The organism is Streptomyces sp. NPDC057137, from assembly GCF_042670825.1.
In the GTDB taxonomy this organism is placed as follows: Bacteria; Actinomycetota; Actinomycetes; order Streptomycetales; family Streptomycetaceae; genus Streptomyces.
In genome coordinates this window covers 18,897-43,881 of sequence record NZ_JBHUUW010000001.1, presented here as the reverse complement: position 1 = coordinate 43,881, position 24,985 = coordinate 18,897, and the positions used below count along the sequence as shown (strand labels likewise).

The following is a 24,985-nucleotide window of genomic DNA, read 5'->3' as shown; positions in this document are numbered from 1 at the left end:
CGTACGGGGTACGGGGGCATTGGTGCCGCCGTACCGGGTCACTCGTGCCGCAGGGCCTCGATGGGCCGCAGGCTCGCGGCCCGGTTCGCCGGGTAGCTGCCGAAGAACAGGCCGATGGCCACGGCGATCCCGAGTGAGCCGTAGACGGACGACGGGATGATCACCGGTTCGATGCCGACGATGCTGAACCGGGAGCCGAGCACCCCGACGGCGACCCCCAGGCCGCCGCCGATCAGCGACAGCAGGGTGGACTCGGTCAGGAACTGGCCGAGGATGACGCCCTTGGGGGCGCCGATCGCCTTGCGGATGCCGATCTCCCGGGTCCGTTCGGTCACGGTCACCAGCATGATGTTGGTGATGCCGATCCCGCCGACCAGCAGCGAGATGGCGGCCACCGCGCCGAGCAGGACGGTGAACGTGTCGTTGGTGGCGGCCTGGGTGGTCAGCAGAGTCGTCTGGCTGCTGACCCGGAAGTCCACCGCGTTCGCGTTGGTGATGCCGTGCCTGCCCATCAGGACGGCGGTGATCTCGCTCTGCGCCGGCGTCGTCGCGTCGGCAGATACGGCTTGCACGAGGATCTGGTCGAGGGAGCCGAAACCGCTGAACGCGTTCTGCACGGTGGGCAGGGGAGCGACCACCACGTCGTCCGGGTCCTGGAATCCCGTGCCGCCCTTGGTGGCCAGTTCACCCACGACCGTGAACGGTGTGCCACCGAGCACCATGGTCTTGCCGACCGGGTCCGCGGTGCCGAACACGTTGGTGGCCGTGGTGGAGCCGATCACCGCGACCTTGCGGGAGTCGAGGACGTCGTCGTTGCTGAAGTAGTCACCCTTGGCGATCTTGCTGTTCGACGCCTCGAAGTACGCGGGGTAGGTGCCGACGACCTGGCCGACGGTGTACGAGGTGCCCTGGTAGACCGCCGCCTGGGAGGTGGTGACCTGGGGGGCGACGGACTTGATGCTCGGTGCCTGCTCGGGGTCGGCCAGGGCTTCGGCGTCGTCCACGGTGAGCGGCTTGATCGTGGTCGCGGCGCCCGTGCCGCCGGAACCGCCCGAGGAGATCGTCAGCGAGTTGGTGCCCAGCTTCTCGATGGAGTCCTTCACCGCCTGCGAGGAGCCGTTGCCGACCGCGAGCAGCAGGATGACCGCGGCGACACCGATGAGGACGCCGAGCATGGTCAGCGAGGAGCGCACCTTGTTGGCCGCCAGGCCCGCCACCGCGAACCGCAGAGTCTCGAAGGGATTCACCGGTACTCACCTCCGGGTGCCGTGCCCAGCAACTCGGTCGGCCGACCGGCCTGTTGAGCCACGGACCGATCGGCTGGTCGAGCCTCGGGCCGGGCGGTGTACTCGGCCCGGTCGAAGCCGCCGGGGTCCCGCAGCGCGGGCGGCGGTCCCTCGACGGGCGCCTGTCGTACGTCCGCGACGACCTGGCCGTCCACCAGCCGGATCACGCGTTTGGCGTGCCGGGCCACCTCGTCCTCGTGCGTGATCATTACCACCGTGCGGCCCGTGGCGTTGAGCCGGTCGATGATGCCGAGCACCTCGTCGGTGCTGCGGCTGTCGAGGTTTCCGGTCGGCTCGTCGGCCAGCAGCATGGCCGGCGAGGTGACGAGGGCGCGGGCGACCGCGACGCGTTGCTGCTGGCCTCCGGAGAGCTGGTTGGGCCGGTGGCCGAGCCGGTCGCCGAGCCCCACGACCGTGAGTGCGGCCACCGCCCGGCGGCGGCGTTCCGCCGCTCTCACCCCGGCGTAGGCCAGCGGCAGTTCGACCTGGGCGAGCGCGTTGGTGCGCGGCACCAGGTTGAACGACTGGAAGACGAAACCGATCTTGCGGTTGCGGACCAGCGACAGCTGGCTCTCGTCCAGCCCGCCCACATCGATGCCGTCCAGCAGATACCGGCCGGAGGTCGGCACGTCCAGACAGCCCACGATGTTCATCAGCGTGGACTTGCCGGACCCTGAACTGCCCATGACGGCCACCAGGTCGCCCTGCATGACGGTCAGGTCGACACCGGCCCGTTCGCCGGTGACCGGATCCACGGGTCCGGACAGCGCGTGCACCGCGCCTTCGCCCTCCCCGTAACTCTTCACCAGCGACCGCACTTCGATGACCGGTGGCGGGCCCCAGGGGCTCGTCTCCTCGGCCGTCCCGGCTGTCCCGGTCGCCTGCGTCGCCTCGGCCTGTTCGGGCCCTCTCGTACGCCGTCGGCGTGGCCGCGGGCTCATCCCCGGCCTCCGCCGCCGGCCGCGCCGCCACCACCGGCGCCGCCGCCTCGGCCACCGCCACCGCCGCCCCCGCCGGGGAACGTGCCGCCGGGGGATCCGCCGCTGCCCGCCGAGGCGACGCTCTCGATCTGCACCTGCTGGCCCTCGGTCAGTCCGCTGGTGATCTCGTCGTCGGTGTCACCCTGAAGTCCCACGGTGACCTTGACGACCTCGGTGGTGCCGTCCTCGTTCTTCACCGTGACGGTGCGGTTCGCGCCCGTACCGCTGACGGCGGCGGCCGTGACATGCAGCGCGTCGGACGCCTCACCGGTGACCACCTGGACGTTCGCGCTCAGCCCGGACCGCAGCCCGGTGGTCGAACCGTCGATGGCCAGGGTGGCCGCGTACTGCACTGCGGTGCCGCTCGATCCGCCCGAACCGCCGCCGCTACTGGTGCTGCCGCTGTCGGTCGACAGCGAACTGACCGAGAGGACCTTGGCGTTGAGGACCTTCTCCGCATCGGCGTTCAGGGTGACCGTGGCTGCCTGTCCCTGCTTCAGCTTCAGCGCGTCCGTCTCGGAGAAGTTGGCCGTCACCTGCATACCGGTGGGATTGGTGATGACGACGAAGCCCGTCGGAGTCGACGCGGACGTGGTCGTCGTCGATGTGGCGGACGAGGAGGACGACGAACCGCTGCCGGTGCCGGAACCGCTCGTACCGGAGACGGTCTGGCCGACCGCGCCCGCCACGGAGGCCACCGTGCCGCTGACCGGGGCGGTCAGTTCCGTTCCGTCCAGGGCCTGTTGCGCCGTTTCCACCGCGTTCTCGGCCTGTGCCACCTGGGCCTCCGCCTGGGCGACCGCGGACGGATCGACCGTCGTGCTGGGGGAGGGATCGGGATCGGTCTGGCCGCCGGAACCGCTGACCGCCTGGCCGTCCTCGGCCTTGTCCAGATTCGCCTCGGCGGCGGTCAGCGCCGCCTTCTGCTCGGCGAGGCTCTGCTCGGCCGATGACGGATCGACCTTGGCGAGCACCTGCCCCTTGGTGACCTTGTCACCGGGTTCGACCTTCACCTCCGTCAGGGTGCCGCCGGTGGCGAAGTCGGCGCCGGCGTCACTGGGGGAGGCGAGCGACCCCGAGCCGGAGACCGTTGCCAGGACGGTGCCTTTGGTGACCGTCACCGTACGTGCGCTCGTGGTGGCGGGGGCGGTGTCGTCACTGTTGACCGCCGCATAGGCACCGGCGCCGGCTCCCAGGAGCGCGACGCCGAGCACCAGGTTCGTCATGACGGTCTTGCGCCGCCGTGGAAGCACTCTCATGGCAGGGAGACTGACCGCCCCGCCTGTCGAAACCCTGGCAGCTTTCTGTGAACTCTCTGGGGCGGCGGCCGTCCGGACCGTCCGTCGCCCGGTACGAAGTGGTCTTTAACGGTACGAGACAGCCCAACTGTTGCCCGTACGGCGGGTTCACGTTCCCAGGGAACTCCAGGGTTACTGACAGCTCACTGCTAAACGGCCGGGGTTGAGTAATGCGGCGGTGGTCCGCCACCGCCCCATCACCGCTCGCCCGAGGAGAACCGGCCATGTTCCGCACCACTCGCTGTTCCGCGGTGTCCGCCGCGATCGTCGTCGCCGGCGCTCTCCTGTTGAGCGGCTGTTCGTCGTCCTCCACCGACACCGCGTCGTCGTCTGCTTCTTCGGCGTCGGGCGGTGCGCAGGACATGGAGGCCTACCGACAGTGCCTTGAGGAGCAGGGAGTCACGCTCCCGAGCGGCCGGCCCAGCGGCCGGCCCGGTGACCGCCCCAGCGGTCGGCCGACCGACCGGCCGAGCGGCGCTGCCGGTAACGGCGGAGGTGGTGGCAACGGCGGCGGAGGTGGACTCGGCAGGGGGCAGTCGGCCGACCCGGAGTTCCAGAAGGCGGACGAGGCATGCGCGAGCGTGCGTCCGCAGAGCGGCGGGGGTGGTGGCGGCGGGGGCGCCAACGCGGACGCGTCGGCGGTCGCGGCGTTCACCAGCTGTATGAAGGACCACGGAGTCGAGCTGCCGTCCGCGTCACCCGGCTCCGAGGGCAACGTCGTGGACAGCCTGAACACCGCCGACACCACGACCGCCGCCGCGTACACGGCCTGCGAGGACCTGCTCCCCCAGAACTCGACGGACCAACCCGCGCCCAGCGCGAGTTCGTCGTCCTGACGCCGGCGTTCCTGGTAGCACGACATGACATCACGCCACGCGGCCCCGAACGCCGCCGCTTCCAACCGCTCCCGCGCCATGATCTTCGCCGGGATCACGCTCGTACTTCTTCTCGCGACGTTCGTGGTGGCGCACGGCGCCGACGGCTGGAGCGAGGACGCCGCTCCCGTCGCGGCCGCCTCCCGGCCCACGCCGTCGCCCTCGCTGCCTTCGTCGCCGTCACCGGACGCCGAGCAGGTGGCCGAGGACGCCAGGAACAAGGCGCTCACCGACCGGCTCAAGACGCTGGACACGGGCGGGGCCACACTGTCCGTCGCCGTGCTCGACCTCTCGGACGGCCGCGCCGCCCAGTACAACGTGAAGTCGGGCCTGACCTACGACACGGCGAGCATCGTCAAGATCGACATACTGGCGGCACTGCTGCTCCAGGCCCAGGACGACGGGCGCGCCCTCACCGAGCGGGAGAAGTCGTACGCCGTCCCGATGATTGTCGACAGCGACAACACAGCGGCTGACGCCCTGTGGGAGATCATCGGCGGCTCGGACGGCCTGGACGCCGCCAACGCGCGTCTGGGCCTGACCGGAACGACCGCGGGCACCGGCCCCCTGTGGGGACTCACCCAGACCACGGCCGCCGACCAACTGACGCTCCTGTCCCAGGTCTTCGGGAACACGTCCGAACTCACCGCCGCCTCGCAGGACTACATACGCGACCTGATGGGCGGGATAGCGGACGGACAGGACTGGGGGGTCTCCGCGGCGGGCGACCCGACAGGTCTCAAGAACGGCTGGCTGGAGCGCAGCGTGACGAGCCTGTGGGACATCACCAGCATCGGCGAGGTGACCATCGGAGGCCACCCCTGCCTGCTCGCGGTGCTGTCGAAGGACAACGCCGGGATGGACGCCGGAATCTCCCTCGTGGAGCAGGCGGCGAAGGAGACCGCCGCCGTCATGGAGCAGTGAGAGAAGTCGTGCCGCCGGCTCACTCCGGGAGAGGGAATCCACCGCTGTTGGTCCAGCCCCGCGCGAAACTCCGGACGCGACCTCGTGGTGGTCCGGCGGGAGGATGCCGACGCGATCTCGAACTCGCTGCTCACCGCTGATGGACCCGCCGCCCCCTAAAGTGCGGAGTGGCCTTGTTCGTACAGGGCAGACCTGAACATCCGAAAGGAAATCCGTCGTGAAGACCTTCACCATGCCCGGCACCGACATCCTCGCCCCGAACGTCGTGCTCGGCCTGATGCGTATCGCCGACAAGACGGACGAGGAAGTCCGCGAACTCGTCCGCACCGCGCGCGACGCGGGCATCGACTTCGTCGACCACGCCGACGTCTACGGCGGCGAACTGCACGGTTGTGAACGCCGTTTCGCCGAGGCGATGGCGCTGAGCCCGTCGCAGCGCGACGAGATCACGATCCAGACCAAGGCGGGAATCGTCACGGACGGTCCGTACTACGACTTCTCGTACGAGCACATCGTCAAATCGGTCGAGGCCTCACTCGCGGCCCTGCGGACCGACCGCATCGACATCCTGCTGCTGCACCGCCCCGACGCGCTCGTCGAGCCTGAGGAGGTGGCCCGTGCCTTCGACGAGCTGGAATCCTCGGGCAAGGTGCGCGCCTTCGGCGTCTCGAACCAGACCCCACGCCAGATCGACCTGCTGCGCAAGTACGTGCGTCAGCCCATCGTGGCCAACCAGCTTCAGCTCTCGATCACGCACGAGCCGATCATCGCCCAAGGGGTCGCCGCGAACATGCTCGCGGAGCAGCAGGCTGCCACCCTCGACGGCGGAGGGATCGTCGACTACTGCCGGCTGAACGACATCACCATCCAGGCGTGGTCGCCCTTCCAGGCCGGCTTCTTCACGGGAGTCTTCCTCGGCTCACCGGACTACCCCGAGCTGAACGCCGTCATCGACCGCCTCGCCGGCCAGTACGACGTCCCCGCCATCGCGATCGCGACTGCCTGGATCACCCGCCACCCCGCCCGGATGCAGGTCGTGCTCGGCACCACCAACCCGGAGCGCGTCGCGGGCGCCGCCCAGGGCTCCGAACTTGGACTCACCCGGGCCGAGTGGTACGAACTGTTCCGCGCCGCGGGCCACCTCGTTCCCTGAGTTCCTGCCGTCGAGCAGGGCCGGAATGTGACGAGCGCGCTCGCAACGCCCCTTAGACCAACTGCACCCTGCGGTCCAGAACCGCCGAATGAATCCCGACGGACGTCTCCCGCATGTACGCCGTCCGCAGTTCGTGCGCCTTCTGGTACGCCTCGGTCGCGAGCGCCTCGCGCATCTCCGTCTCCGACTCGAAGCCGATCCGTACGATCGCGTCGATCGGCTCCTCCGCCCCGTCCGTCGCGAAGTCCGTCAGGTAGTACTGCACGTACTCCCTGACCTGGGGGAGTGCCACATAGGTCGGTCCGTACTCCAGTTCCATGAACCGGCGGAAGTCCTCCGTGGAAACCTCGGGACGCTTCCTGATCACCGTCATCAGTTCCGAGGCGGACCTGCGCTCGGCGGTGCTCGACGCCGAGTACGCCTCGCTGGTCGAAGCGGTCGAGTCGGCCCTCGACGCGGCGGACGAGGCCGACAACCAACTGGTCGTCGCCGGCGACGCGTACATCGCCTGGGGCGCCACCCACCCGGGGGCGTACCAACTCCTGTTCGAGAGCGATGACGCACTGCCGGAGACCAGAGCCGCGCACGGCCCCCGCCTCCAGGCGCGCATCGTCGAACTCGCGCGACTCGTCGACCCGGACGCGCCCTTCGCCTCCGCGCTCCTGTTGTGGTCGGCGTGGCACGGTGTCGTCTCCCTTCGGCTCCACAAAACGGAGTGGGACTGGGGAATGACCGCGCGGGACGCGAATCGCCGACTGGTCCAGGCACTGTCCGCGAACTCCTGACAGGCCGCTGCCGACTACGGCCGTGCGGGTAGCGGTCAGGAGGCGGGTCAGGGTGGGCCGGCACGGCGGCGCGGACGAGTAAGCCCCTGCCGGTGGTGATGCGTTCAGGGCAGGTGCTTCCGGACGGACAGCCACTCCAGGGCCAGGTCATGGAGTGGGCCGGGCCGCAGGTGATGCTGGAGCCGCTCAAGCGGGGCGGTCACGTTCTTGGCTCGGCGCAGGAGACCGATCTGCTCGATCGGTCGCTCCTGCCATCGGACGCTCAGGTCACGGGCCTGCGGCGGCGTCAGGGTCGCCGCACTCACGATGTCCGAGACGACGGCAGCGGGGTCCCAGTCGGCGTCGTCCGGATCCGGACCGAGTTCCTCGATCACCATCGTCCGGAGCCGGCCGTTGTGCGCGGTCATTCGTGCCCGATCCCACGGACCGTCGCCGTGCATGCGGGTGTTGATCCGGAGCGACAGCTTGGCCCACTGCTTCCGCGACTCCGCAGGGAGGCGCCCGTCTTGGGCGCGGGACAGCGCGACCTCATGGAGGTGTTCCATCTCCTGGCCATCGGCACCAGCCCGATCGGCCCGTTCCCGGACCTCCTCCAAGGAGTTCCGGGAACGGCCGCCGGTGGTCGCTCCGCTGTCCATGTACGAAGGATCGCTCATGGCTCGCGTTGGACTGCGGATCCGCGGATGAGCCCCGCTCCGGCCATCTCCACGACCGTACGGGCGTCGGCCAGGGTGGCGCCGACGGCGGACCCTTCGGCCAGGTGGAGATCCGTATGGCAGGGGCCGGCCGCTCTTGTCACCAGCACGGTCAACCGGTACGCCCGGACCAGGACCCAGCCGGTGACAGGGGCCTGATCTCTGGTCCACCCACCCGGGCGGCGCGGCTTCACCTCAGCAGCAAGGATCTGGGCTGGGCCGACAGCGCCTGGTCGAGGACCAGGGACGCCGCTCCCACCGCGGCCACGTTCTCGCCCAGTGTGGTGGTGACGACCGTCGTCGGGTGGGTCGCCCTGACGAACGGGGAGCGCGCGACCATCGGCTCGATCGTCGCGAGAAGGCGGGGGGCGAGCACGAGCCACGTCGGTCCGCCGAAGACGATGGTGTCGACGTCCAGCAGCGTCCCCGCCGCGCAGACTCCCCGGCCGATGCGGATGGCGAGGCGCTCGATGATGCCGTCCGCCTGTGCGTCGCCCTCGGCGGCGAGCCGTGCCAGCCGCTCCAGACCGTGCTGGGCGTCGGCCGGGTCCAGCACCGTGTACTCGGCACCGAGAACACCCAGCGCGATGGCCTCGTCGACGAGCGTCCGCGTCGAGCAGGCCGCGCCGAGGCCGCCGACCTCGCCCGCGTTGCCGGAGACACCGCGCAGCACGGTGTCGTCCACCACCAGCCCCATCCCGGAGCCGGTGCCGAGGTAGAAGAAGAGCAGGTTGCGGCTCTCGGTGGCCGCACCGGCCCAGCGCTCCGCGACGACCGCGGCCGTGACGTCCTTGTCGAGGAGCGCCGGGAGTCCGGTCGCCTCGCTGAGCCGGTCGCGCAGCGGGTAGCGGCCCCAGCCGGGCAACTCCGGAGGATCGACCACCCAGCCGGCTGACGCGTCTATGGGGCCCGGCGCGGCGATGCCCAGGCCCAGCACCCGTGCCTCGTCGATCCCCGACTCCGCCACGAGCGAGCGCACCGAGGCGGCCATGTCCGCGACCGTCCCGTCGGTGTCACCGGCGCTCGGGGTGCGCTGGCTGCGATGGCCCACGACCGTGCCGAGAAGATCCACCAGGACGCAGGTGATCACGGCGGGGTCGAGGTGGACTCCCACGGCGTAGCGAGACGTCGGGACGATTTCGAGGAGGGTGCGGGGCTTCCCGCTACCGGTGTTCTGCTTCCCCGATTCACGGGCCACGCCCTGGTCGAGCAGCCGGCGTGTGATGTTCGAGACGGTCTGCGCGGAGAGGCCGGTGGCCTGCGCGAGTTCGACCCGGCTCAGGCCCGCCGGGTGCCTGCGGATCGCGTCGAGAATCACGGACTCGTTGAAGTCCCCCATGCGCGGCAGATTGGTGCCGCGCCGGATCGTGCGCTTCTCGGCTCTCACAGGGTTCTTCTCGGGTCTCGCCGTGTTGGTGGTCAACGTGCCTCTCCCAGCCTCGGGCGAGCGACGGCCGTGTTGCGCCGCCGCTCCGGAGGCAACTGATCGATGGAATGGTACGACGTGGGCGGGTGCGCGGGACGGACCGTGCGGCCGCCCGGCGGATCAAAGGCGGATCAACGACGGATCAGGTGACCTCCCCCGATCCACCGCGAGGCGCGGGCGCGGGCGCGGGACGCAGACGCAGGGTGCGGATCTGGAAGGGTCGGAACCTGAGGTCCACGGACCCGTCGCCGGACGCGCGTGCCGCCTCCCGCTCCGGCTGCTCCAACAGGTTGCAGTCGAAGGCGGCGGCGAGGGGAAAGCCCGCGGACAGACGCGCCGAGACCGCTCCGCCGCACGCCTCGTAGAGTCGTACGACGATGTCGCCGCTACGGTCGTCCGCGAGTTTCACCGACTCCACCACCACATCGGTGGTGTCGATCCCGACCAGCGGCCGGGCGTCGGCCGGGGCGGGGCGCAGGGGCAGGTTCAGCGCGTAGCCTCCGGCGATCGCCTCCTCGATGCCCGCCCCGGCCAGCAGCGCGTAGCTGAAGCTGTGCCGGCCGCGGTCGGCCTGCGGGTCGGGGCTGTGCGGGGACCGGAGCAGGGAGAGCCGCACCGTCGTGGTGGTCCCGCCGCCGTCCCGGGTGTCGCGGCGGACGTCGTGCCCGTAGGTGGAGTCGTTGAGCAGGGCGGCGCCCCAGTGCCGCTCGCCGACGTGCACCCAGCGGTGCGCCCACAGTTCGAAGCGTGCCGCGTCCCAGCTCGTGTTCTCGTGGGTGGGCCGCTGCACATGACCGAACTGGATCTCGGCGCTCTCCCGTTCCGCGTGCACGTCGAGCGGCCATGCCGCCTTCAGTACGGTGTCGCGCTCCTGCCAGTCGATGTCGTTGCGGACGCTCACCTGCCGGCTCTCGGCGGTGATCTCGATGTGCTGGACGAACCGGGAGGCTCCGTGGGCGCGCTCGACCCGTACCGACGCCAGCAGCGGTCCCTCGTCCACGAGCGTCACCGACTCGGCCTCGTCCAGGTCGCGCACCGTGTCGCGGTAGTACGAGTCGATGTTCCACGCCGACCACAGATTCGGGTCGTCGGGGTGGAGCTGGAGGAGATTGCCCGCGGCGCCGGGAGCGATCGCCTCCCGCCGCGCCGCGTGGTCGTAGACCGAGGTGAGCAGGCCGCGCCGGTCCACGACGACGGTCAGCACCCCGTTGTCGAGGACGAAACCACCGTCCTGGGCACGGGCGGTGACAGCTCCCCGGGGCGCGTCCACCGTCCCGCCGGAGGCGAGCGCCCCGGCCTCGGCGAGGACCGCCGTACGCCCGTCCGACAGGCGCTGCCCGCCGGCGACCGTGTCATCGGCGACGACGGCGACCTCGCGGCGCGCGTACGGTCCGGCGTTGAGGAACGCGGGACCCCCGGGCAGCTGCCCGACCGCCTCGGCGATCAGGGTTTCCAACTCGCCCTGGATCTCCGCGTACTCGCGCTCCGCCTGCCGGTGCACCCAGGCGATGGACGAGCCGGGCAGGATGTCGTGGAACTGGTTGAGCAGGACTCGCCGCCACAGCGATTCCAACTCCTCGTACGGGTAGGGCGCTTCGGCCTGGACGGCGGCGGTGGCGGCCCACAGTTCGGCCTCCCGAAGCAACGCCTCGCTCCGCCGGTTGCCGCGCTTGGTGCGGGCCTGGCTCGTGTAGGTGCCGCGATGGTTCTCCAGATACAACTCGCCGCGCCATACGGGGAGTTGATCGCGCTCGGCGCGAGCCGCCGCGAAGAACGCGTCGGGCGCCTCGACCACGACCTTGGGCGAGCCTTCGAGGTCGCGCAGCCGACGGGCCTTCTCCAGCATCGAACGGGTGGGGCCGCCACCGCCGTCGCCGTAACCGAAGGGGACCAGCGAGCGGGTCGCCACGCCCTTGTCCGCGAAGTTGTCTTCGGCGTGGGCGAGTTCGGCCGCCGTGAGGGACGCGTTGTAGCTGTCGACGGGCGGGAAGTGGGTGAAGATACGGGTCCCGTCGATGCCCTCCCAGTCGAAGGTGTGGTGCGGGAGCTTGTTCGTCTCGTTCCAGGAGAGCTTCTGGGTGAGGAACCACCGGGCCCCGGCCAGCTTGGCCAGTTGGGGATAGGCGGCGGTGTAGCCGAACGAGTCGGGCAGCCACACGCCGTGCTGCTCGATGCCGAACTCTTCCGCGAAGAAGCGCCGTCCGTACACGAGTTGGCGGGCCAGTGCCTCACCGCCGGGGAGATTGCCGTCGGCCTCCACCCACATGCCGCCCACCGGCGCCCAGTTACCGTCGGCCGCCGCCTTCTTCATACGGGCGAAGATCTCGGGACGCTGTTCCTTCATCCACGCGTACTGCTGCGCCGAGGAGCACGCGAAGACCAGCTCGGGGTACTCCTCGGCCAGCGTGGTCATGTTGGTGAACGTACGCGCGCACTTGCGGACGGTCTCCCGGACCGGCCACAGCCACGCCGAGTCGATATGCGCGTGGCCGACCGCCGAGAGCGTGTGCGCCGAGGCGTGCGCGGGCCGGGACAGTACGTCGGCGAGCCGGCGCCGCGCCTCCGCCGCGGTGTTCGCCACATCGCTCGCGACGATCGCGTCGGCGGCCCGGCGCAGGGCGTGGAGGATCTCGTGGCGTCGGGAGGAGCCGACAGGCAACTCGTGCATCAGCTCGTCGAGCACCTCGATGTCGTGGATGAGGTGCCACACGTCGTCCTCGCGCACCGCGATCTCGGCCTGTTCGAGCCGGTAGATGTGCTCCGAGCCCGCGGTCTCCGGCGAGCCGTGGTGGATGTGCAGGCCGGCGCTGGCGACGATGGGCGGGTTGGCGGCCAGCTCGATCAGCAGGTCGACCCGGTCGCCGCCGGTGGCGGAGTCGGCGAGGAGCACGGTACGGCTGTACGGATGCAGGCCCTGGAGCGGCGCGCCCCGGTCGTCGTGGACCAGGCCCTCGGCCTGACCGCCGGGCCCCTTGGTCAGATCGAACCCGAGATCGAACACGGCCTCGACCCGGCGCCCCGACCACTCCTCGGGAATGTCCGCGCTCGCCCGCATCCAGGTCGTCGCCCAGGGGCCGCCCCAGGTGGTGCCGAGGGTGAAGGGCTCGTACTCGGCGCCCAGGGCGTCGGCCACGGGGACGGGTTCGCCGTCGACGTGCCAGACGCTCAGCGTGAGGGGGCGTACGGAGCTGTAGAGGGCCGGGCGGATCACCCGGTCGAGGAGCTTGCGGATCCGCGTCTCGATGATCCGGCGGTCGTCATGCACGGTGCTGGTCCTTCCGAAGGCCGTACGCGGCGGGGGACTCGGGGTCGGGAGCGGGGAGCCGTACGGTGTCCCGCGCGCCGTCCGGCCAGGTCACGTCCACGAGCAGGGTGGTGCCATCGGCGCGGGTGGTGACCTGGGGCAGGGCGGTGGGGTCGGTGCCGCCGAGGTGGACGAGGGCGATGTGAACGGTGCCGTGGACGGCGGGTCCCTCGGTCGCCACGACGGGGGTGGCGGACGCGGCGCCCAGGGCGTTGCTGTCGGTGCCGGTCACGACGGAGGCGCTCGGGAGGCCCCGCGCGCCGACGACGACGGAGACAAGGCCGCCGTCGCCCTCGACCCGCGCGGTCTCACCGTCGACCGGGCCGGGCACGGGTGTGTGCGCGGATGCGGTTACGGATGCGGCCCCCGGATCGACCGCGAGCGCCCAGCCGCCGATACGCAGCACATGTCCGGCCCCGGGATCGCCGTCGACGCGTACGGCCCGTACCTCGACCGACCCGCGCAACGCGGAACCGACGGTGAGCCAAGGGCCCGGCGTGTACCGGGTGTCGGGACCGCCGAACGGATCCCATGTCGTGTCCTCGGGCCAGTGCGCGCGAGAACGCGAGACGGCCGTCGCGCCGTCCACGGAGATCCTGGTCGCCGGACGCCGGTGGGAGGCGCGCCCCGCCGCGTCCAGCAGGACGACCGCGTTGTCGAGCGGGTCGGCGTCCAAGCGGGCGGCGGCGCCTGCGGTGGGGTCGCCGCGTGTCTCGGGCGCGGTGTGCGTCGAGTAGGCGAACCGCGCGTAGCAGGGGTCGTCCGCGTGCGGGCGGGCCGGATCGGCGTGGTCGCCGCCGTGGTTGACGACGCGTACGACACCGTCGGACGCGGTGCCGGAGACGAGCCAGCCGGGAGCGGCCAACGTACGTGTGAAGTCGCCCTGTTCGACGGCGAGCGGGGTCAACTCCTGTGTCCAGACGGGGTGGTGCGGCGGCAGTGCGAGGCCGATGAAGCCCTTGCTCGCCCAGTACGGCGACGCGGGCCCCGAGTAGACCTGGAGCACCCCGCGGAAGGGCCGGTGCCAGCCGAGGGTGAGCAGGTCCTGGTCGTCGGTGGCGCCGTGGTCGGTGAAGTGGTCGAGCATGCGACTGGCGACCGCGCGGGTCTCGCCGGGCGCCAGCGGTGTGGCGTCGAACAGCGCGCCGGCCCACACGGACGCGAGCGCCGCGTGCCGGTAGGTGAGCGAGCGGCCCTGGATCAGCGGCGAGCCGTTGGCCCCGACCAGGAGCCGCTGGTCCGCCAGGAAGCGGCGCAGCCTGTCGCGGTAGCGGTCGAGCAGTCCGGCGGGCGCCGCGTCGCCGAGGATGCGGCAGAACCAGAGCGGGTACAGATGCATGGCCCAGCCGTTGTAGTGGTCGAAGTTGCGGCGTTCGCCACCGGTGAGCCCGTCGGAGTACCAGCCGTCGCCCGCGTACCAGCCGTCGGTCAGGGCGATGACGCGGTCGAGGTCCTGCTGGCGCCACTGCCCGCCGGCGGTGCGGGCGAACGCCTCGGTGACGCCCTGGAACCAGACCCAGTTGTTGCCGGGCATCGGGTCGCCGACCATCGGGGCGAGCCAGTCGAGTACCTGGCTCCTGACGCGGTCGTCGAGGCGGTCCCAGATCCAGGGCCGTGTCTCGTGCAGAGCGAGCGCGATGGAGGCGGCTTCGACCTTGGCCTGGTTGCGCTCGGCGAAGGTGGGCCACCGTTCCGGGCTCGACGGGTCGGTGCCGGCGGCCAGCCCCCGCGCGTACCAGTCGGCGAGGTCGTGCGGGTCGGCTCCGCCCGCTCCCGCCAGCCGGAAGCCCGCCAGCAGGAAGGTGCGGGCGAAGCCTTCGAGTCCGTCGCTGTGTGCGCCGTTGTGGCTCGGGGTGCCGGGCAACTGGATCAGGGCGTGCTTGTCGGTGGCGTACGGCCGTACGGCGAGCAGCAGCCGGTCGGCCGTCCGCTCCCAGTGGGCGCGGTCCTCGGCGGGGGTTCGATTCATGGGGTGCGGGTTCGTGAGATGCGGGTTCATGACGCGCGGGTCTCCCATGCCTGTTCGAACTCGGCGCGAATCTTGTCGCCGGCCTCCTTGCGCCAGTGCTTCATGACGTCGTCCCACTCGCTGAGCGGGACCCGGCCCTGCATGACGCCCTTGCGGGTGTCGTCGATCGTCGTCTGGAGGAGCTTGGACATCTTGGAGTCGGTCGGCGAGTACAGGGGCTCGGCGTCGTTCGGGATCAGCCGCTGGACGGCTTCCTTCTGGAAGGCGTACTGGTCCGGTACGATCTCCGGCTTCGTCGGGTAGTAGAGGGCTCCCGGCGTGTCGGTGGCGAAGATGGTGGGCAGGTAGACCTCGGACTGGCCCTGTGCGGTGAGGACCGGGTCGCTTCCCTTCAGGGTGTGGCCGGGGCCCTGGACGCCGTACTTGCGCAGCAGGTATCCGTCGGTCCCGAAGGGGGAGGCGAGGGCGTTCATGGCGCGCAGGATCTGCTTGATCCGGGCCTTGGGGGCCTTCTTGATGATGAGCGTGGCGAAGTTGGCCGAGCCCTGCCACTGCCCGCCGTCGCCGCCGTCCCAGCCGGGCGCCATCATGTAGCCGATCTCGAAGCCCTTGGTGCCCGCGCCGTACAGGGTGTAGTAGTCGTTCCACGCGACCGGCGCGTCGGGGTTCATGACGGTGCGGCCGGTGCCGAACCACTCCTTGTGCTTGCCGAGGACGCTGTAGGCGTCCGGGTGCATGAGGCCGCCCTTGGTGAGCTGGCGGACCGCGTCCATGGCCTGCTTGGCCTCCTCGGTCTCGTACATCCAGGTGAACTTGCCCCCTTTCTGCTGCCACTTGTTGGGGGCCTTCAGCATCTGCATCACGAAGTTCCACGCGGTGACGGGGTCGCTCATGGCGTACCGGTTGCTCTTCGGGTCCGTCACGTCCTTGCACAGCTGGGCGAACTCACGCCAGCTTTTCGGATGCGGGTCGAGCCCCAGCTTGTCGATCAGATCGAGCCGGATGTACGTCGGAGGGCCGCCGGACAGGGGGCGGGGCATCGGGAGCGCGTAGATCCCGCCGTTGCGGACGCAGGGGGCCCAGGAGGCGGTGGGGATGTTGGCGAGATACGGGTAGTCCCGGATGTTGTCGCCGGCCAGATGCTCGGAGAGATCCTCGAAGAGGGCGTCCAGCATGTCCGGCGTGGCGGCGGAGTTCTGGTCCGGGGGCAGCATCAGCATCGCGTCGGGCAGATCGCCCCCGGCGATGGTCACGGCGAACTTGTTCGGGTAGTCCTGGACAGGCGTGATCTGGAAGTTGATGTCGCAGCCGAGGCTCTTGTTGAGGGCCTGCCACATGACGTTGTCGTCCACCGGCGGGGGCACCGGGTTGAAGATCAGCGTCATGATGTCGATGGCGTCGCCCTTGGCGGGCGGGCCGTCGGGGAAGGCCTTGACGGGGTCGGCGGGGTAGTGCAGATATCCCGCGGCGACGCCGTCCGCGGTGGCGGGCATCGAGGTCGGCGCGCCCTTGTACGGGATGTACGTGGGCAGTTGGGCCTTCGCGTTGGCGTCACGGGCCGTGGCGGGCTTGTAGTCCCCGCAGCCGGCCAGGGTCAGCCCGGCCGCGACACCGGCGGCGGAGGCGAGGAAACCGCGGCGGTTCATTCCTGTGTTCATGACGGTTTTCATCCCTTCACCGCTCCGACCATTACGCCCTTGTTCATGTGCCGCTGCAGGAAGGGGTAGACGATCACGATGGGCACGATCGACAGCACCAGGATCGCGGCCTGCAGCGACTGGGCCGGTGGGATCGGCGCACCGGCCGCGACGTCGATCTGGCCGCCGCTGAGTGCCGCGTTGTTGACGACGTAGGACCGCAGTACCAGCTGCATGGGCCACTTCGCCGCGTCGTTGATGTACAGCAGGGCGTTGAAGAACGCGTTCCAGTACGTCACCGCGTAGAAGAGACCGATGACGGCGACGGACGCCTTGGAGAGGGGGAGCACGATCTTCGTGAGGATCTTCAGTTCCGACGCGCCGTCGATACGGGCCGCGTCGATGAGTTCCTTGGGCAGATTCATGAAGAAGGAGCGCAGCACGATCACGTTGAACGCGTTGATCATGGTCGGCAGGATCAGCGACCAGTAGCTGTTGATCATGCCGAGTTGCTTGACCATCAGATAGCTGGGGATGATGCCCGGCGCGAACAGCATGGACATCAGCAGCAGCATGAGCACGGGCTTGTGCCCGAACGATCCTGGCCGGCTGAGTCCGTACGCCAGCATGATGGAGCTGACGAGGCTGAGGGCGGTGCCGACGACGGTGACGCCGATGCTGACGAGCATGGCCTTGGACACCAGGCCGCCGGAGAGCAGGGCCCGGTAGGACGAGAACGTGATGTCGTCGGGCCACAGCACATAGCCGCCGGCCTTGTTGACCTGCTCGGCGTCGGCCAGCGACGTCGCGATGATCGCGAAGAAGGGCAGGACGACCGCGATCACGCACACCAGCAGAATCAGCGATTTGAGGGTGCGCCACGGCAGGGACCCGGGGGTCTCCCCGGGGATCGCGCTGTAGGACTTGCGCGGCCTGCGACGTACGGGGTGCGCGGGAGACAACGTTGTCATGAGCGGTACACACCTTCCTCGCCGAACAGATGGGCGATCTTGTTGGCGCCCAGGACCAGGGCGACCCCGACGATGCCCTTGACGAGCCCGACGGCGGCACTCACACCCCAGTCCCCACCGATCAGACCGTGGTTGAAGACGTAGGTGTCCATGACTTCGCTGTTCTCCAGGCCGACCCCCTGCTGCTGGAGCAGGATCTGCTCGAAGCCGACGGACAGGGCGTCGCCGAGGCGCAGGATGAGCAGCAGGATCACCAGGCCGCGCAGGGCGGGCAGCGTGACGTGCCAGGTCTGCCGCCAGCGGCTGGCGCCGTCCATGGCGGCGGCCTCGTAGAGGTTGTGGTCGACGCGGGACAGGGCGGCCAGGAAGAGGATCGTGCCCCAGCCGGTGTCCTTCCAGATGACCTGGGAGGTCAGCAGGGCCTTGAACGTCTCGGGGTTGCCGATGACGTTCCAGCTGCCCATGTCGTGGGCGCTCAGGAACAGATTGAGCATGCCGTCGTTGCCGAGCATCTGCTGGAAGAGGGAGACGACGACCACCCAGGACAGGAAGTGCGGCAGGTACAGGACGTTCTGCACCCACTTCTTGACGCGCTCACTGACCAGGCTGTTCAGCGCGAGGGCCAGGAGGATGGGCGCGGGGAACACGAACACGACCTGGATCAGCGTCAGTTGGAGAGTGTTGACCAGTGCGTGGAGGAACTGCTGGTCGCCGTTGAAGATGACGTCGAAGTTGTCGAGCCCGCTCCAGGGGCTGTGCAGGATACCGATGTAGGGCTGGTAGTCCTGGAAGGCGATGACGTTGCCCAGCAGCGGGATGTAGTGGAAGAGGAGCAGCACCACGATGCCCGGTATCAGGAACCAGAACAGGGCCATGTCTCGGCGGCGGTGCGGACGCAGCCGTCGCAGTCGGCCCTTGTCCGCCGGCCCGGCCTTCTCGGCCGGGCGGGCGGCGGGTTGGTCAAGCGTTGTCATGATGTGGAGCCCTTTCACCGGAAGGCGGGCGTCTTCGGCCACTCCCGGGGTTGGCAAGTCATGCGGAAGTTCGATCGGCGGTCCGGCCTCCTTGTCCGTCTTGTCCGTTCCGGCGTATGTGCCCGTCAGGCCAGGCGGGGGAGTGCCTCGCGGGTGACCTCGCCGAGCAGCGGCTCGCCGGCCACCCACCGGGCGACCTCGGCGACCGCGTACCGCCCGAGCCGTCGTACCTCGCTTCCCTGTGTGCCGGCTATGTGCGGGGTGACCAGCACATTCGGCAGGGACAGCAGAGGATGGCCGGGCGGCAGGGGTTCAGGGGTCGTCACATCGAGGTACGCCTCCAGCCGGCCGGAGGCGCATTCGGCCGTCAGCGCGTCCGTGTCGACGATGGCGCCCCGAGCGGTGTTGATGAGCGCGCCCCGGTCGGGAATGAGCGCGAGCATCGCGGCGTCGAGCAGACCCGTGGTCTGGGGCAGCAGCGGGGCGTGGACGCTGACCACCGCCGACCGCGCGCAGAGATCGGCGAGTTCGACCCGCTCGGCGCCGAGTCGGCGCGCCTCCTCGTCCGTGACGTACGGATCGCTCAGCAGCACCCGGAAACCCGCGTCGGACCTGCCCAGTTCGGCGATGACCCGGCGCCCGATGCGTGAGGCGCCGATGATCCCGACCGTCAGCCCGTCGGCGCCCGAGCGGTCGGCGAAGTCCGGCCAGCCGTCGGCGTAACCGGCCGCCGTCGTCAGCGTGCGGCGCGCGGCGAGCGTGATGAGGGCGACGGTGTACGAGGCGACGGGACCCGCGTTGGCGTCGGCAGCCGACGACACGACGATCCCGCGTTCCCAGACCGCCTCGCTGACGATCGGCTTGACGGTGCCGGCGGCGTGGATCACGGCCCGCAGCTGGGGCGCTCCCGCCAGGACGTCGGCCGTGAGACGGGGGCACCCCCAGCCGCTGACCAGGATCTCCGCGTCGGCGAGCGCGGCTCCCGGACCGGTTCCGAGATCGGCTCCGGAAAGGTCGGGGGCGAGCCGCACCAGTGCGGAGAGCCGGGCGCGCTGGTCGTCGGCGAGCACGAGATCGGCGGTGCCGGGGTTCATGACGCACACCGCCCTGGGACGGTCGGGGGGTTCGGTTCCGGCTGTCATACGAAGGGTCCTCCTCCAGTAGGTACGGGGTCGGCAGGTACGGGGTCGGCCGACGGGTCCTCAGGCGCGCGGCACACGCAGGGTCACCAGCTGGAAGGGGCGCAGGGCGAGTACGACACCGCCGCCGTCGGCGGCCGTCGGCGGCTCGGCGTCCGGCAGCGGGCGTTCGAGGAGATCCGTGGGGACGGCTCGGCCGGTGGCGAAGCCGTCGGCACGGACGGTGGCGCGGGCCCGGCCTCCGTGTGCCTCGTAGAGGCGTACCACCAGGTCGCCGCTGCGGTCGTCGGCCAGCTTCACGGCACTGACCACGACGGCGTCGTTGTCCACGGTCACCAGGGGCGCGACCGCCGCGGCGGATCCGGTGACCCGGCGCTCGGGCAGATTGGCCCGGTGGCCCTCACGGACGGCGTCGCCGATCGTCGCGCCCGGCGCGAGCGCGTGCCGGAACCGGTGCTTGCCCTGGTCGGTCTCGGGATCCGGGTAGCGGGGGGCGCGCAGCAGCGACGCGCGCACGGTGGTCGTCGTGCCCGCGTCGGCGCCGGTCCGCACCGTGCGGGTCACGTCGTGGCCGTAGGTCGCGTCGTTGACGACCGCGACACCCCAGCCCGGCTCGTCGACGTGCACGAAACGGTGGTTGCACGCCTCGAACTTGGCCCACTCCCAGCTCGTGTTCTGGTGGGTGGGCCGGTACACATGGCCGAACTGCGTCTCGGAGGCGTACCGATCGGCCTTCACGTCCAGCGGGAAGGCCAGCTTCAGGAAGCGTTCGGTCTCGTGCCAGTCCACTTCGGTGTCGATGTCGAGCCGCTTGGCGTCCGCCGGAACCGACAGGAGCTGTGTGACACGGGACGCCCCGAAGACCCGCTCGACCCGCACCGAGGTGCCCTCGACGCCCAGTTCGGCCACCTCGGTGAGGTCGCTGCCGACATTCCGGTAGAAGGCGTCGACGTCCCACGCGTCCCACTGGTTCGGGAAGTCGGGATGGAGCTGGAGAAGGTTGGCCGCCTGACCGGGCGCGACCGCCTCCCGGTCCGCGACGCGGTCGTACGCGGAGACCACGAGGCCCCGCGCGTCGATCTCGATCCGCAGCAGGCCGTTGTCGAGGACGTACCCGCCTCCGTCGCGCGGGACAGGAGGCACCGCGTCGCCCTCCTCGGTCCGGGCCGACGCGCCCCCGGCCGGGACCGAACTCCGGGCGTGCGGAGCCGAGTTGAACACCAGCTCGGTGCCGCCCGACGCGTCACCGGCGAGCGCGCGCTGCGCACCCGCGATGATGCCCGTCAACTCCCCGGCGAGCCGTGCGTAGGTCTCGCGTGCCTCGCGGTGCACCCAGGCGATCGACGAGCCGGGCAGGATGTCATGGAACTGGTGCAGGAGCACCGTCTTCCAGATCCGGTCCAACTCCTCGTAGGGATACGGCATGCCGGTGCGCGCCGCCGCTGTGGCGGCCCACAGCTCGGCCTCGGTGAGAAGCGACTCGCTGCGCCGGTTGCCGCGCTTGGTCCCCGCCTGGCTGGTGAGCGTGGCGCGGTGCAGTTCCAGGTACAACTCACCGACCCACACGGGCGGTTCGGGATACTCGGCCTCGGCCTTGGCGAAGAAGTCCGAAGGGGTCTCCCACTCGACCCGCGCCGCGCCCTCCAGACTGCGCATCCGGGCCGCCTTGGCGACCATCTCGCGCGTGGTCCCGCCCCCGCCGTCCCCGTAACCGGTCGGCGCGAGGGAGCGGGTGGCGACGCCCTTCTCCTTGAAGTTGCGTGCCGCGTGCGCGACCTGACGGCCCGTCATCTCACAGTTGTACGAGTCGACGGGCGGGAAGTGGGTGAAGATACGGGTGCCGTCGATGCCCTCCCAGGAGAACGTGTGGTGCGGGAAGGTGTTGGTCCGGCTCCACGAGATCTTCTGGGTGAGCAGTCGGGTGGCGCCGGCGGCCTTGATGATCTGCGGCAGACCGGCCGCGAAGCCGAAGGTGTCCGGCAGCCACGCCTCGTCGTTCTCGATGCCGAACTCTTCGAGGAAGAAGCGTTTGCCGTGGACGAACTGACGGGCCATCGCCTCGGACCCCGGCATGTTGGTGTCGGACTCCACCCACATCCCGCCGGCGGGTACGAACCTGCCGTCCGCGACAGCCTTCTTGACCCGGGCGTACACCTCGGGCCGGTGCTCCTTGATCCAGGCGTACTGCTGGGCCTGCGACATGGTGAAGACGAAGTCCGGCTCCTCGTCGAGGAGCGCCGTCATGTTCGACGCCGTACGGGCCACCTTGCGGACCGTCTCGCGCAGCGGCCACAGCCAGGCGGAGTCGATGTGGGCATGCCCGACGGCGCTGATGCGGTGCGCGGCAGGGGTGGCGGGCGCGGCGAGCACATCGGCGAGTTCGTCACGTGCCGCCTGGGCCGTGCCGTTCACGTCCTGCAGGTCGACGGCGTCCAGGGCGCGGCCGACGGCGCGCAGGATCTCCCAGCGGCGCGCCCCGTCGACGGGCAGCTCCGCCATCAGCTCGCCGAGGACCTCCAGGTCCATGACCAGGTTCCACACCGTCTCGTCGAAGACGGCCAACCGCATCTCGCCGAGCACGTACTGGGGCGCCTCGCCCGCCGTCTCCCTGTCGCCCATCGGCGTCGGCCGGAACGGCACCCCGCTCGCGTCGAGGTCGGGGTTGGAGGCGGCCTCGATACGCCAGTGGATCTGCTCCCCGCCGGTCACCGGTGAGCCGACGCGGACGTACGCGTTGCGCGGGTGGAGTCCCTTGACCGGGGTTCCGTCGGGCCCGTACACGAGGCCCTCGCACTGGAAACCCGGCGTGCGCGGGGTGAATCCGAGGTCGAGTACGGCCTCGACGGTACGGCCCGCCCACTCGGCGGGGACGGTGCCGGTGACCTTGAACCAGCTGGTGCCCCACGGCAGGCCCCACGGTGTGCCGGGAGCGATGGGCGTGGTCGGGGCCGCCAGCCCCTCGGACACGGGGACGGGTTCGCCCGCGGTGGACCATATCTCCACGGCCAGGGGTGTCGTGACGGGGTGGAGTGCCGGCCGGATGCGTTCCCTGAGGACGCGCTCCAGGCGTGCTTCGACCAGCTTCCGGTCGTCATGCATGAAGGGGGTCTCCTGTTGCTGCGAGCGGGGGCGGGCAGTCGAGGGTGGCGCGGTCGGGCGCAGTGCCGACGAGTGCTCGGGCGCGGTGCCGATCAACGGTCGGGCGCGGCGCCGATCAGTGCTCGGGCGCGGCGCCGATCAACGGTCGGACGCGGTGCCGACCAGTGCTCGGGCGCCGTGCCGACAGTGCACGGACGTGGTGTCGGTCAGGGATCGGGCGTCGTCACCGGGGCGGGGCGCTCGCAGGTGCTGGTCACCGGGAGCGCGCGGCCCTGGTCCGCCGCGTCCATGAGGGTGAGCATGGTGTCCAGGACGTGCGCGGCGAGTTCCGCCGACGCGCGGTGCGGCCGTCCGTCCGACAGCGCCTCGGCCAGATCGGCGAGGCCGGTGCCTCTCCCGGCGCCCGGGTAGCCGGCGGACGGGGGCAGGGTCTCCCAGCCGTCACCGCGGTGGATCTCCACGGCGCCCTCGAAGTTGTTCGGGTCGGGTACGGACAGCGAGGCGTCGGTGCCGTGCACCTCGATGCGCGGCAGCCGCGCGGCGCGCACGTCGAAGCTCATGACCAGGGTGGACAGGGCGCCTCCGGCGTGTTCCAGGACGCCGGTGATGTGCGTGTCCACCTCCACCGGGAAGGTGTGCCCCGCCCGGGGACCGCTGCCGATGGTCCGCCGCGAGCGGGGCCGGGAGGACGCTCCGGTCACCCGGACCACCGGGCCGAGGAGGTGGACCAGGGCCGACAGGTAGTACGGCCCCATGTCGAGCAGCGGGCCACCGCCAGGCCGGTAGTAGAACTCCGGGTCCGGATGCCATCTCTCGTGGCCCGCGCCGGTCATGAAGGCCGTGGCCGCCACGGGCGTACCGATCAGACCGTCGTCCACCGCCTTGCGCGCGGTCTGGGTTCCGGTGCCGAGGACGGTGTCTGGCGCGCAGCCGACCCGCAGTCCCGCCTCGTGCGCCGCCGCCAGCACGGCGTCGGCCTCCGCGCGGTCGGCCGCGAGGGGCTTCTCGCCGTACACGTGCTTGCCCGCGCGCAGCGCCGTCAGCGCGACGTCCGCGTGCGCGGCCGGAATCGTGAGGTTGAGAACGGCGTCCACGTCGTCCCTGGCCGCCAGGGCGGCCACGGACGGCAGCACGGCCACGTCCGCCCCGCCCTGCTCCCGCGCCTGTTCCGCGACGGCCCGCGCGCGGTCCCCGTCGAGGTCGGTGACGGCGGTCAGCCGTACGGACGTCAGATTCCGCAGCGTCGAGAGGTAGGCGCCGCTGATCTTTCCCACGCCCACGACGCCGATGTTGAGAGGCTTCAGCGGCTTCAGCGGCTCGCCCACAGCAGTCCCCTCTCGGTCAGCGTGCGGACTTCCCGTACGTCGAAGTCGTCGGGCTTGTGCCCGATGGCCGAGACGAAGACCCGTCCCGCGCCGGAGGTCCTGGTCCACACGGCGGGCATCACCGCGGGCCGGTCGTGCAGTTCGTCCGGCGGGAAGGTGGTGGTGGCGAGGACGTCGATGTGCGGGTCGGTGAGCACCCAGTACTGCTCGGTGTGTACGGCGAAGTCGTCCAGCCCCGCGATGACGGGGTGGTCGGCGCGCTCGGGCAGCAGCCGCACGGTGTGGTCGTGGAAACCGGGCGGGTGCATCACGAACTTGCCGCCGGTCAACAGGTGGTAACCGTGATCGTGGAAGGAGTCGATGATCCCGCCGTGCCAGCCGGCGAGCCCGGTGCCCGACCGCACGGCGGCGGCGAGATTGGTGCTCTGCTCCCGGGTGATGGTCCCCATGGTCCAGCACTGCACGATCAGGTCGGCGGCGGCCAGACGCTCCGCGTCCTCGTACACCGTGAGGTCCTCGGAGGTCTCGACGGTGAATCCCCGTTCCTCGAGGAACGGGACGAACAGGTCGCTGATCGTCACGGGCTGATGCCCGTCCCATCCGCCGCGGACGACGAGTGCTTGCCGGTTGTCGCTGGTCAAGGTGATGCGCGCTCCCATCGGCGCCGCACGGCAGAGTGCGGCGGTCGGGGTCGGGGTCGGGTCGGGGTCGGGTGAGGTCGCCCGACAGGCCGGGCGAAGCAGCCACCTCTGCTCGGACCGAGTGGAACCGGCTGCCATGTGAACGTATGAACCGGCGCCGAAGTTTGTCAATATGTTGGACGAACTCGGGAAAGAAGAGGTGCGGTGGCTCGCGCTTCAGGGCAGCGCGGGGCGGATGGCGATCGTCGCGAATCCCGCCATGCCATCCATCACAAGACATGTCACCAGGCCGCCCGGAGAGTACGCGGAAGACCGATCGGGCCTGGTCCAACGGCCTTGCCGCCACACCCCGTTGTGAATCACCGCCCCACGGCCCACCTCGGCAGCTCGCCCCGAAGCCTGGACAGGCGCCCCAAGATTCGCTCGGGGCGCCTTTGTTCGGGCTGTCAAACGTATTGACTAACCCAACTCGATGGATTTACCTGACATCGCGACCACGCGTCC

The 24,985-nt window shown here is 70.4% G+C and carries 20 protein-coding genes; 4 read left to right on the top strand and 16 right to left on the bottom strand.

Annotation, left to right across the window (positions count from 1 at the left end):
* Window positions 1-38: 38 nt before the first annotated feature.
* Genes ACFT9I_RS00155 through ACFT9I_RS00145 form a run of 3 tightly spaced genes read right to left on the bottom strand, consistent with a single transcriptional unit; the run spans window position 39 to window position 3,525 of the window.
* Entirely contained in the window at window positions 39-1,247 is a 1,209-nt protein-coding gene (locus ACFT9I_RS00155) for an ABC transporter permease (protein ID WP_382558742.1), read from the bottom strand.
* Window positions 1,244-2,227: an ABC transporter ATP-binding protein gene (locus tag ACFT9I_RS00150; protein ID WP_382558740.1), complete on the bottom strand. Its 984-nt coding sequence runs from the start codon at window positions 2,225-2,227 to the stop codon at window positions 1,244-1,246. Before ACFT9I_RS00150 ends, ACFT9I_RS00155 begins: the two co-directional genes overlap by 4 nt.
* Entirely contained in the window at window positions 2,224-3,525 is a 1,302-nt protein-coding gene (locus ACFT9I_RS00145; RefSeq protein ID WP_382558738.1) for an efflux RND transporter periplasmic adaptor subunit, read from the bottom strand. The genes ACFT9I_RS00150 and ACFT9I_RS00145 overlap by 4 nt, the downstream gene beginning before the upstream one ends.
* Window positions 3,526-3,788: 263 nt before the next feature.
* Between ACFT9I_RS00145 and ACFT9I_RS00140 the strand changes: the two genes are divergently transcribed.
* From ACFT9I_RS00140 to ACFT9I_RS00130, 3 genes are all read left to right on the top strand, one after another.
* Entirely contained in the window at window positions 3,789-4,400 is a 612-nt protein-coding gene (locus ACFT9I_RS00140) for a hypothetical protein (protein ID WP_382558736.1), read from the top strand.
* Between the two features lie 24 nt (window positions 4,401-4,424).
* Window positions 4,425-5,363, top strand: coding sequence for a serine hydrolase (locus ACFT9I_RS00135; RefSeq protein ID WP_382558734.1), 939 nt, complete (start codon window positions 4,425-4,427; stop codon window positions 5,361-5,363).
* A 217-nt stretch (window positions 5,364-5,580) separates the two neighbouring features.
* Window positions 5,581-6,516, top strand: coding sequence for an aldo/keto reductase family oxidoreductase (locus ACFT9I_RS00130; RefSeq protein ID WP_382558732.1), 936 nt, complete (start codon window positions 5,581-5,583; stop codon window positions 6,514-6,516).
* 52 nt (window positions 6,517-6,568) lie between these two features.
* On the opposite strand, the gene ACFT9I_RS00125 is transcribed toward ACFT9I_RS00130, so the two are convergent.
* Window positions 6,569-6,835: a hypothetical protein gene (locus tag ACFT9I_RS00125; RefSeq protein ID WP_382558730.1), complete on the bottom strand. Its 267-nt coding sequence runs from the start codon at window positions 6,833-6,835 to the stop codon at window positions 6,569-6,571.
* A gap of 19 nt (window positions 6,836-6,854) precedes the next feature.
* Here ACFT9I_RS00125 and ACFT9I_RS00120 point away from each other — a divergent pair, with 19 nt between their 5' ends.
* Entirely contained in the window at window positions 6,855-7,301 is a 447-nt protein-coding gene (locus ACFT9I_RS00120; RefSeq protein WP_382558728.1) for a TetR-like C-terminal domain-containing protein, read from the top strand.
* Between the two features lie 104 nt (window positions 7,302-7,405).
* Here the strand turns inward: ACFT9I_RS00120 and ACFT9I_RS00115 are convergent, their stop codons facing one another.
* From ACFT9I_RS00115 to ACFT9I_RS00060, 12 genes are all read right to left on the bottom strand, one after another.
* Window positions 7,406-7,939: a hypothetical protein gene (locus tag ACFT9I_RS00115; RefSeq protein WP_382558726.1), complete on the bottom strand. Its 534-nt coding sequence runs from the start codon at window positions 7,937-7,939 to the stop codon at window positions 7,406-7,408.
* 14 nt (window positions 7,940-7,953) lie between these two features.
* On the bottom strand, window positions 7,954-8,106 hold the full coding sequence (locus ACFT9I_RS00110; RefSeq protein ID WP_382558724.1) for a hypothetical protein: 153 nt from the start codon (window positions 8,104-8,106) through the stop codon (window positions 7,954-7,956).
* 80 nt (window positions 8,107-8,186) lie between these two features.
* Window positions 8,187-9,335, bottom strand: a complete 1,149-nt coding sequence (locus tag ACFT9I_RS00105; protein ID WP_382559584.1) for an ROK family transcriptional regulator — start codon at window positions 9,333-9,335, stop codon at window positions 8,187-8,189.
* 229 nt (window positions 9,336-9,564) lie between these two features.
* Window positions 9,565-12,687 carry an alpha-mannosidase gene (locus ACFT9I_RS00100; protein WP_382558722.1) on the bottom strand — a complete coding sequence of 1,041 codons (3,123 nt, stop codon included), beginning with the start codon at window positions 12,685-12,687 and terminating at the stop codon, window positions 9,565-9,567.
* A complete protein-coding gene (locus ACFT9I_RS00095; protein ID WP_382558720.1) occupies window positions 12,680-14,695 on the bottom strand; it encodes a DUF2264 domain-containing protein in 2,016 nt (671 codons plus the stop codon). The genes ACFT9I_RS00100 and ACFT9I_RS00095 overlap by 8 nt, the downstream gene beginning before the upstream one ends.
* A gap of 26 nt (window positions 14,696-14,721) precedes the next feature.
* On the bottom strand, window positions 14,722-16,353 hold the full coding sequence (locus tag ACFT9I_RS00090) for an ABC transporter substrate-binding protein (RefSeq protein WP_382558718.1): 1,632 nt from the start codon (window positions 16,351-16,353) through the stop codon (window positions 14,722-14,724).
* An 8-nt stretch (window positions 16,354-16,361) separates the two neighbouring features.
* A complete protein-coding gene (locus tag ACFT9I_RS00085; protein WP_382558716.1) occupies window positions 16,362-17,303 on the bottom strand; it encodes a carbohydrate ABC transporter permease in 942 nt (313 codons plus the stop codon).
* Window positions 17,300-18,277 carry an ABC transporter permease gene (locus ACFT9I_RS00080; RefSeq protein WP_382558714.1) on the bottom strand — a complete coding sequence of 326 codons (978 nt, stop codon included), beginning with the start codon at window positions 18,275-18,277 and terminating at the stop codon, window positions 17,300-17,302. The genes ACFT9I_RS00085 and ACFT9I_RS00080 overlap by 4 nt, the downstream gene beginning before the upstream one ends.
* 125 nt (window positions 18,278-18,402) lie before the next feature.
* Window positions 18,403-19,419: a hydroxyacid dehydrogenase gene (locus ACFT9I_RS00075; RefSeq protein WP_382558712.1), complete on the bottom strand. Its 1,017-nt coding sequence runs from the start codon at window positions 19,417-19,419 to the stop codon at window positions 18,403-18,405.
* Between the two features lie 60 nt (window positions 19,420-19,479).
* Window positions 19,480-22,515 carry an alpha-mannosidase gene (locus ACFT9I_RS00070; RefSeq protein WP_382558710.1) on the bottom strand — a complete coding sequence of 1,012 codons (3,036 nt, stop codon included), beginning with the start codon at window positions 22,513-22,515 and terminating at the stop codon, window positions 19,480-19,482.
* 206 nt (window positions 22,516-22,721) lie between these two features.
* Complete coding sequence (locus tag ACFT9I_RS00065) at window positions 22,722-23,840, bottom strand: Gfo/Idh/MocA family protein (RefSeq protein WP_382558709.1); 1,119 nt, start codon at window positions 23,838-23,840, stop codon at window positions 22,722-22,724.
* Window positions 23,825-24,499 carry a ThuA domain-containing protein gene (locus ACFT9I_RS00060; RefSeq protein ID WP_382558707.1) on the bottom strand — a complete coding sequence of 225 codons (675 nt, stop codon included), beginning with the start codon at window positions 24,497-24,499 and terminating at the stop codon, window positions 23,825-23,827. Before ACFT9I_RS00060 ends, ACFT9I_RS00065 begins: the two co-directional genes overlap by 16 nt.
* Between the last annotated feature and the right edge of the window lie 486 nt (window positions 24,500-24,985).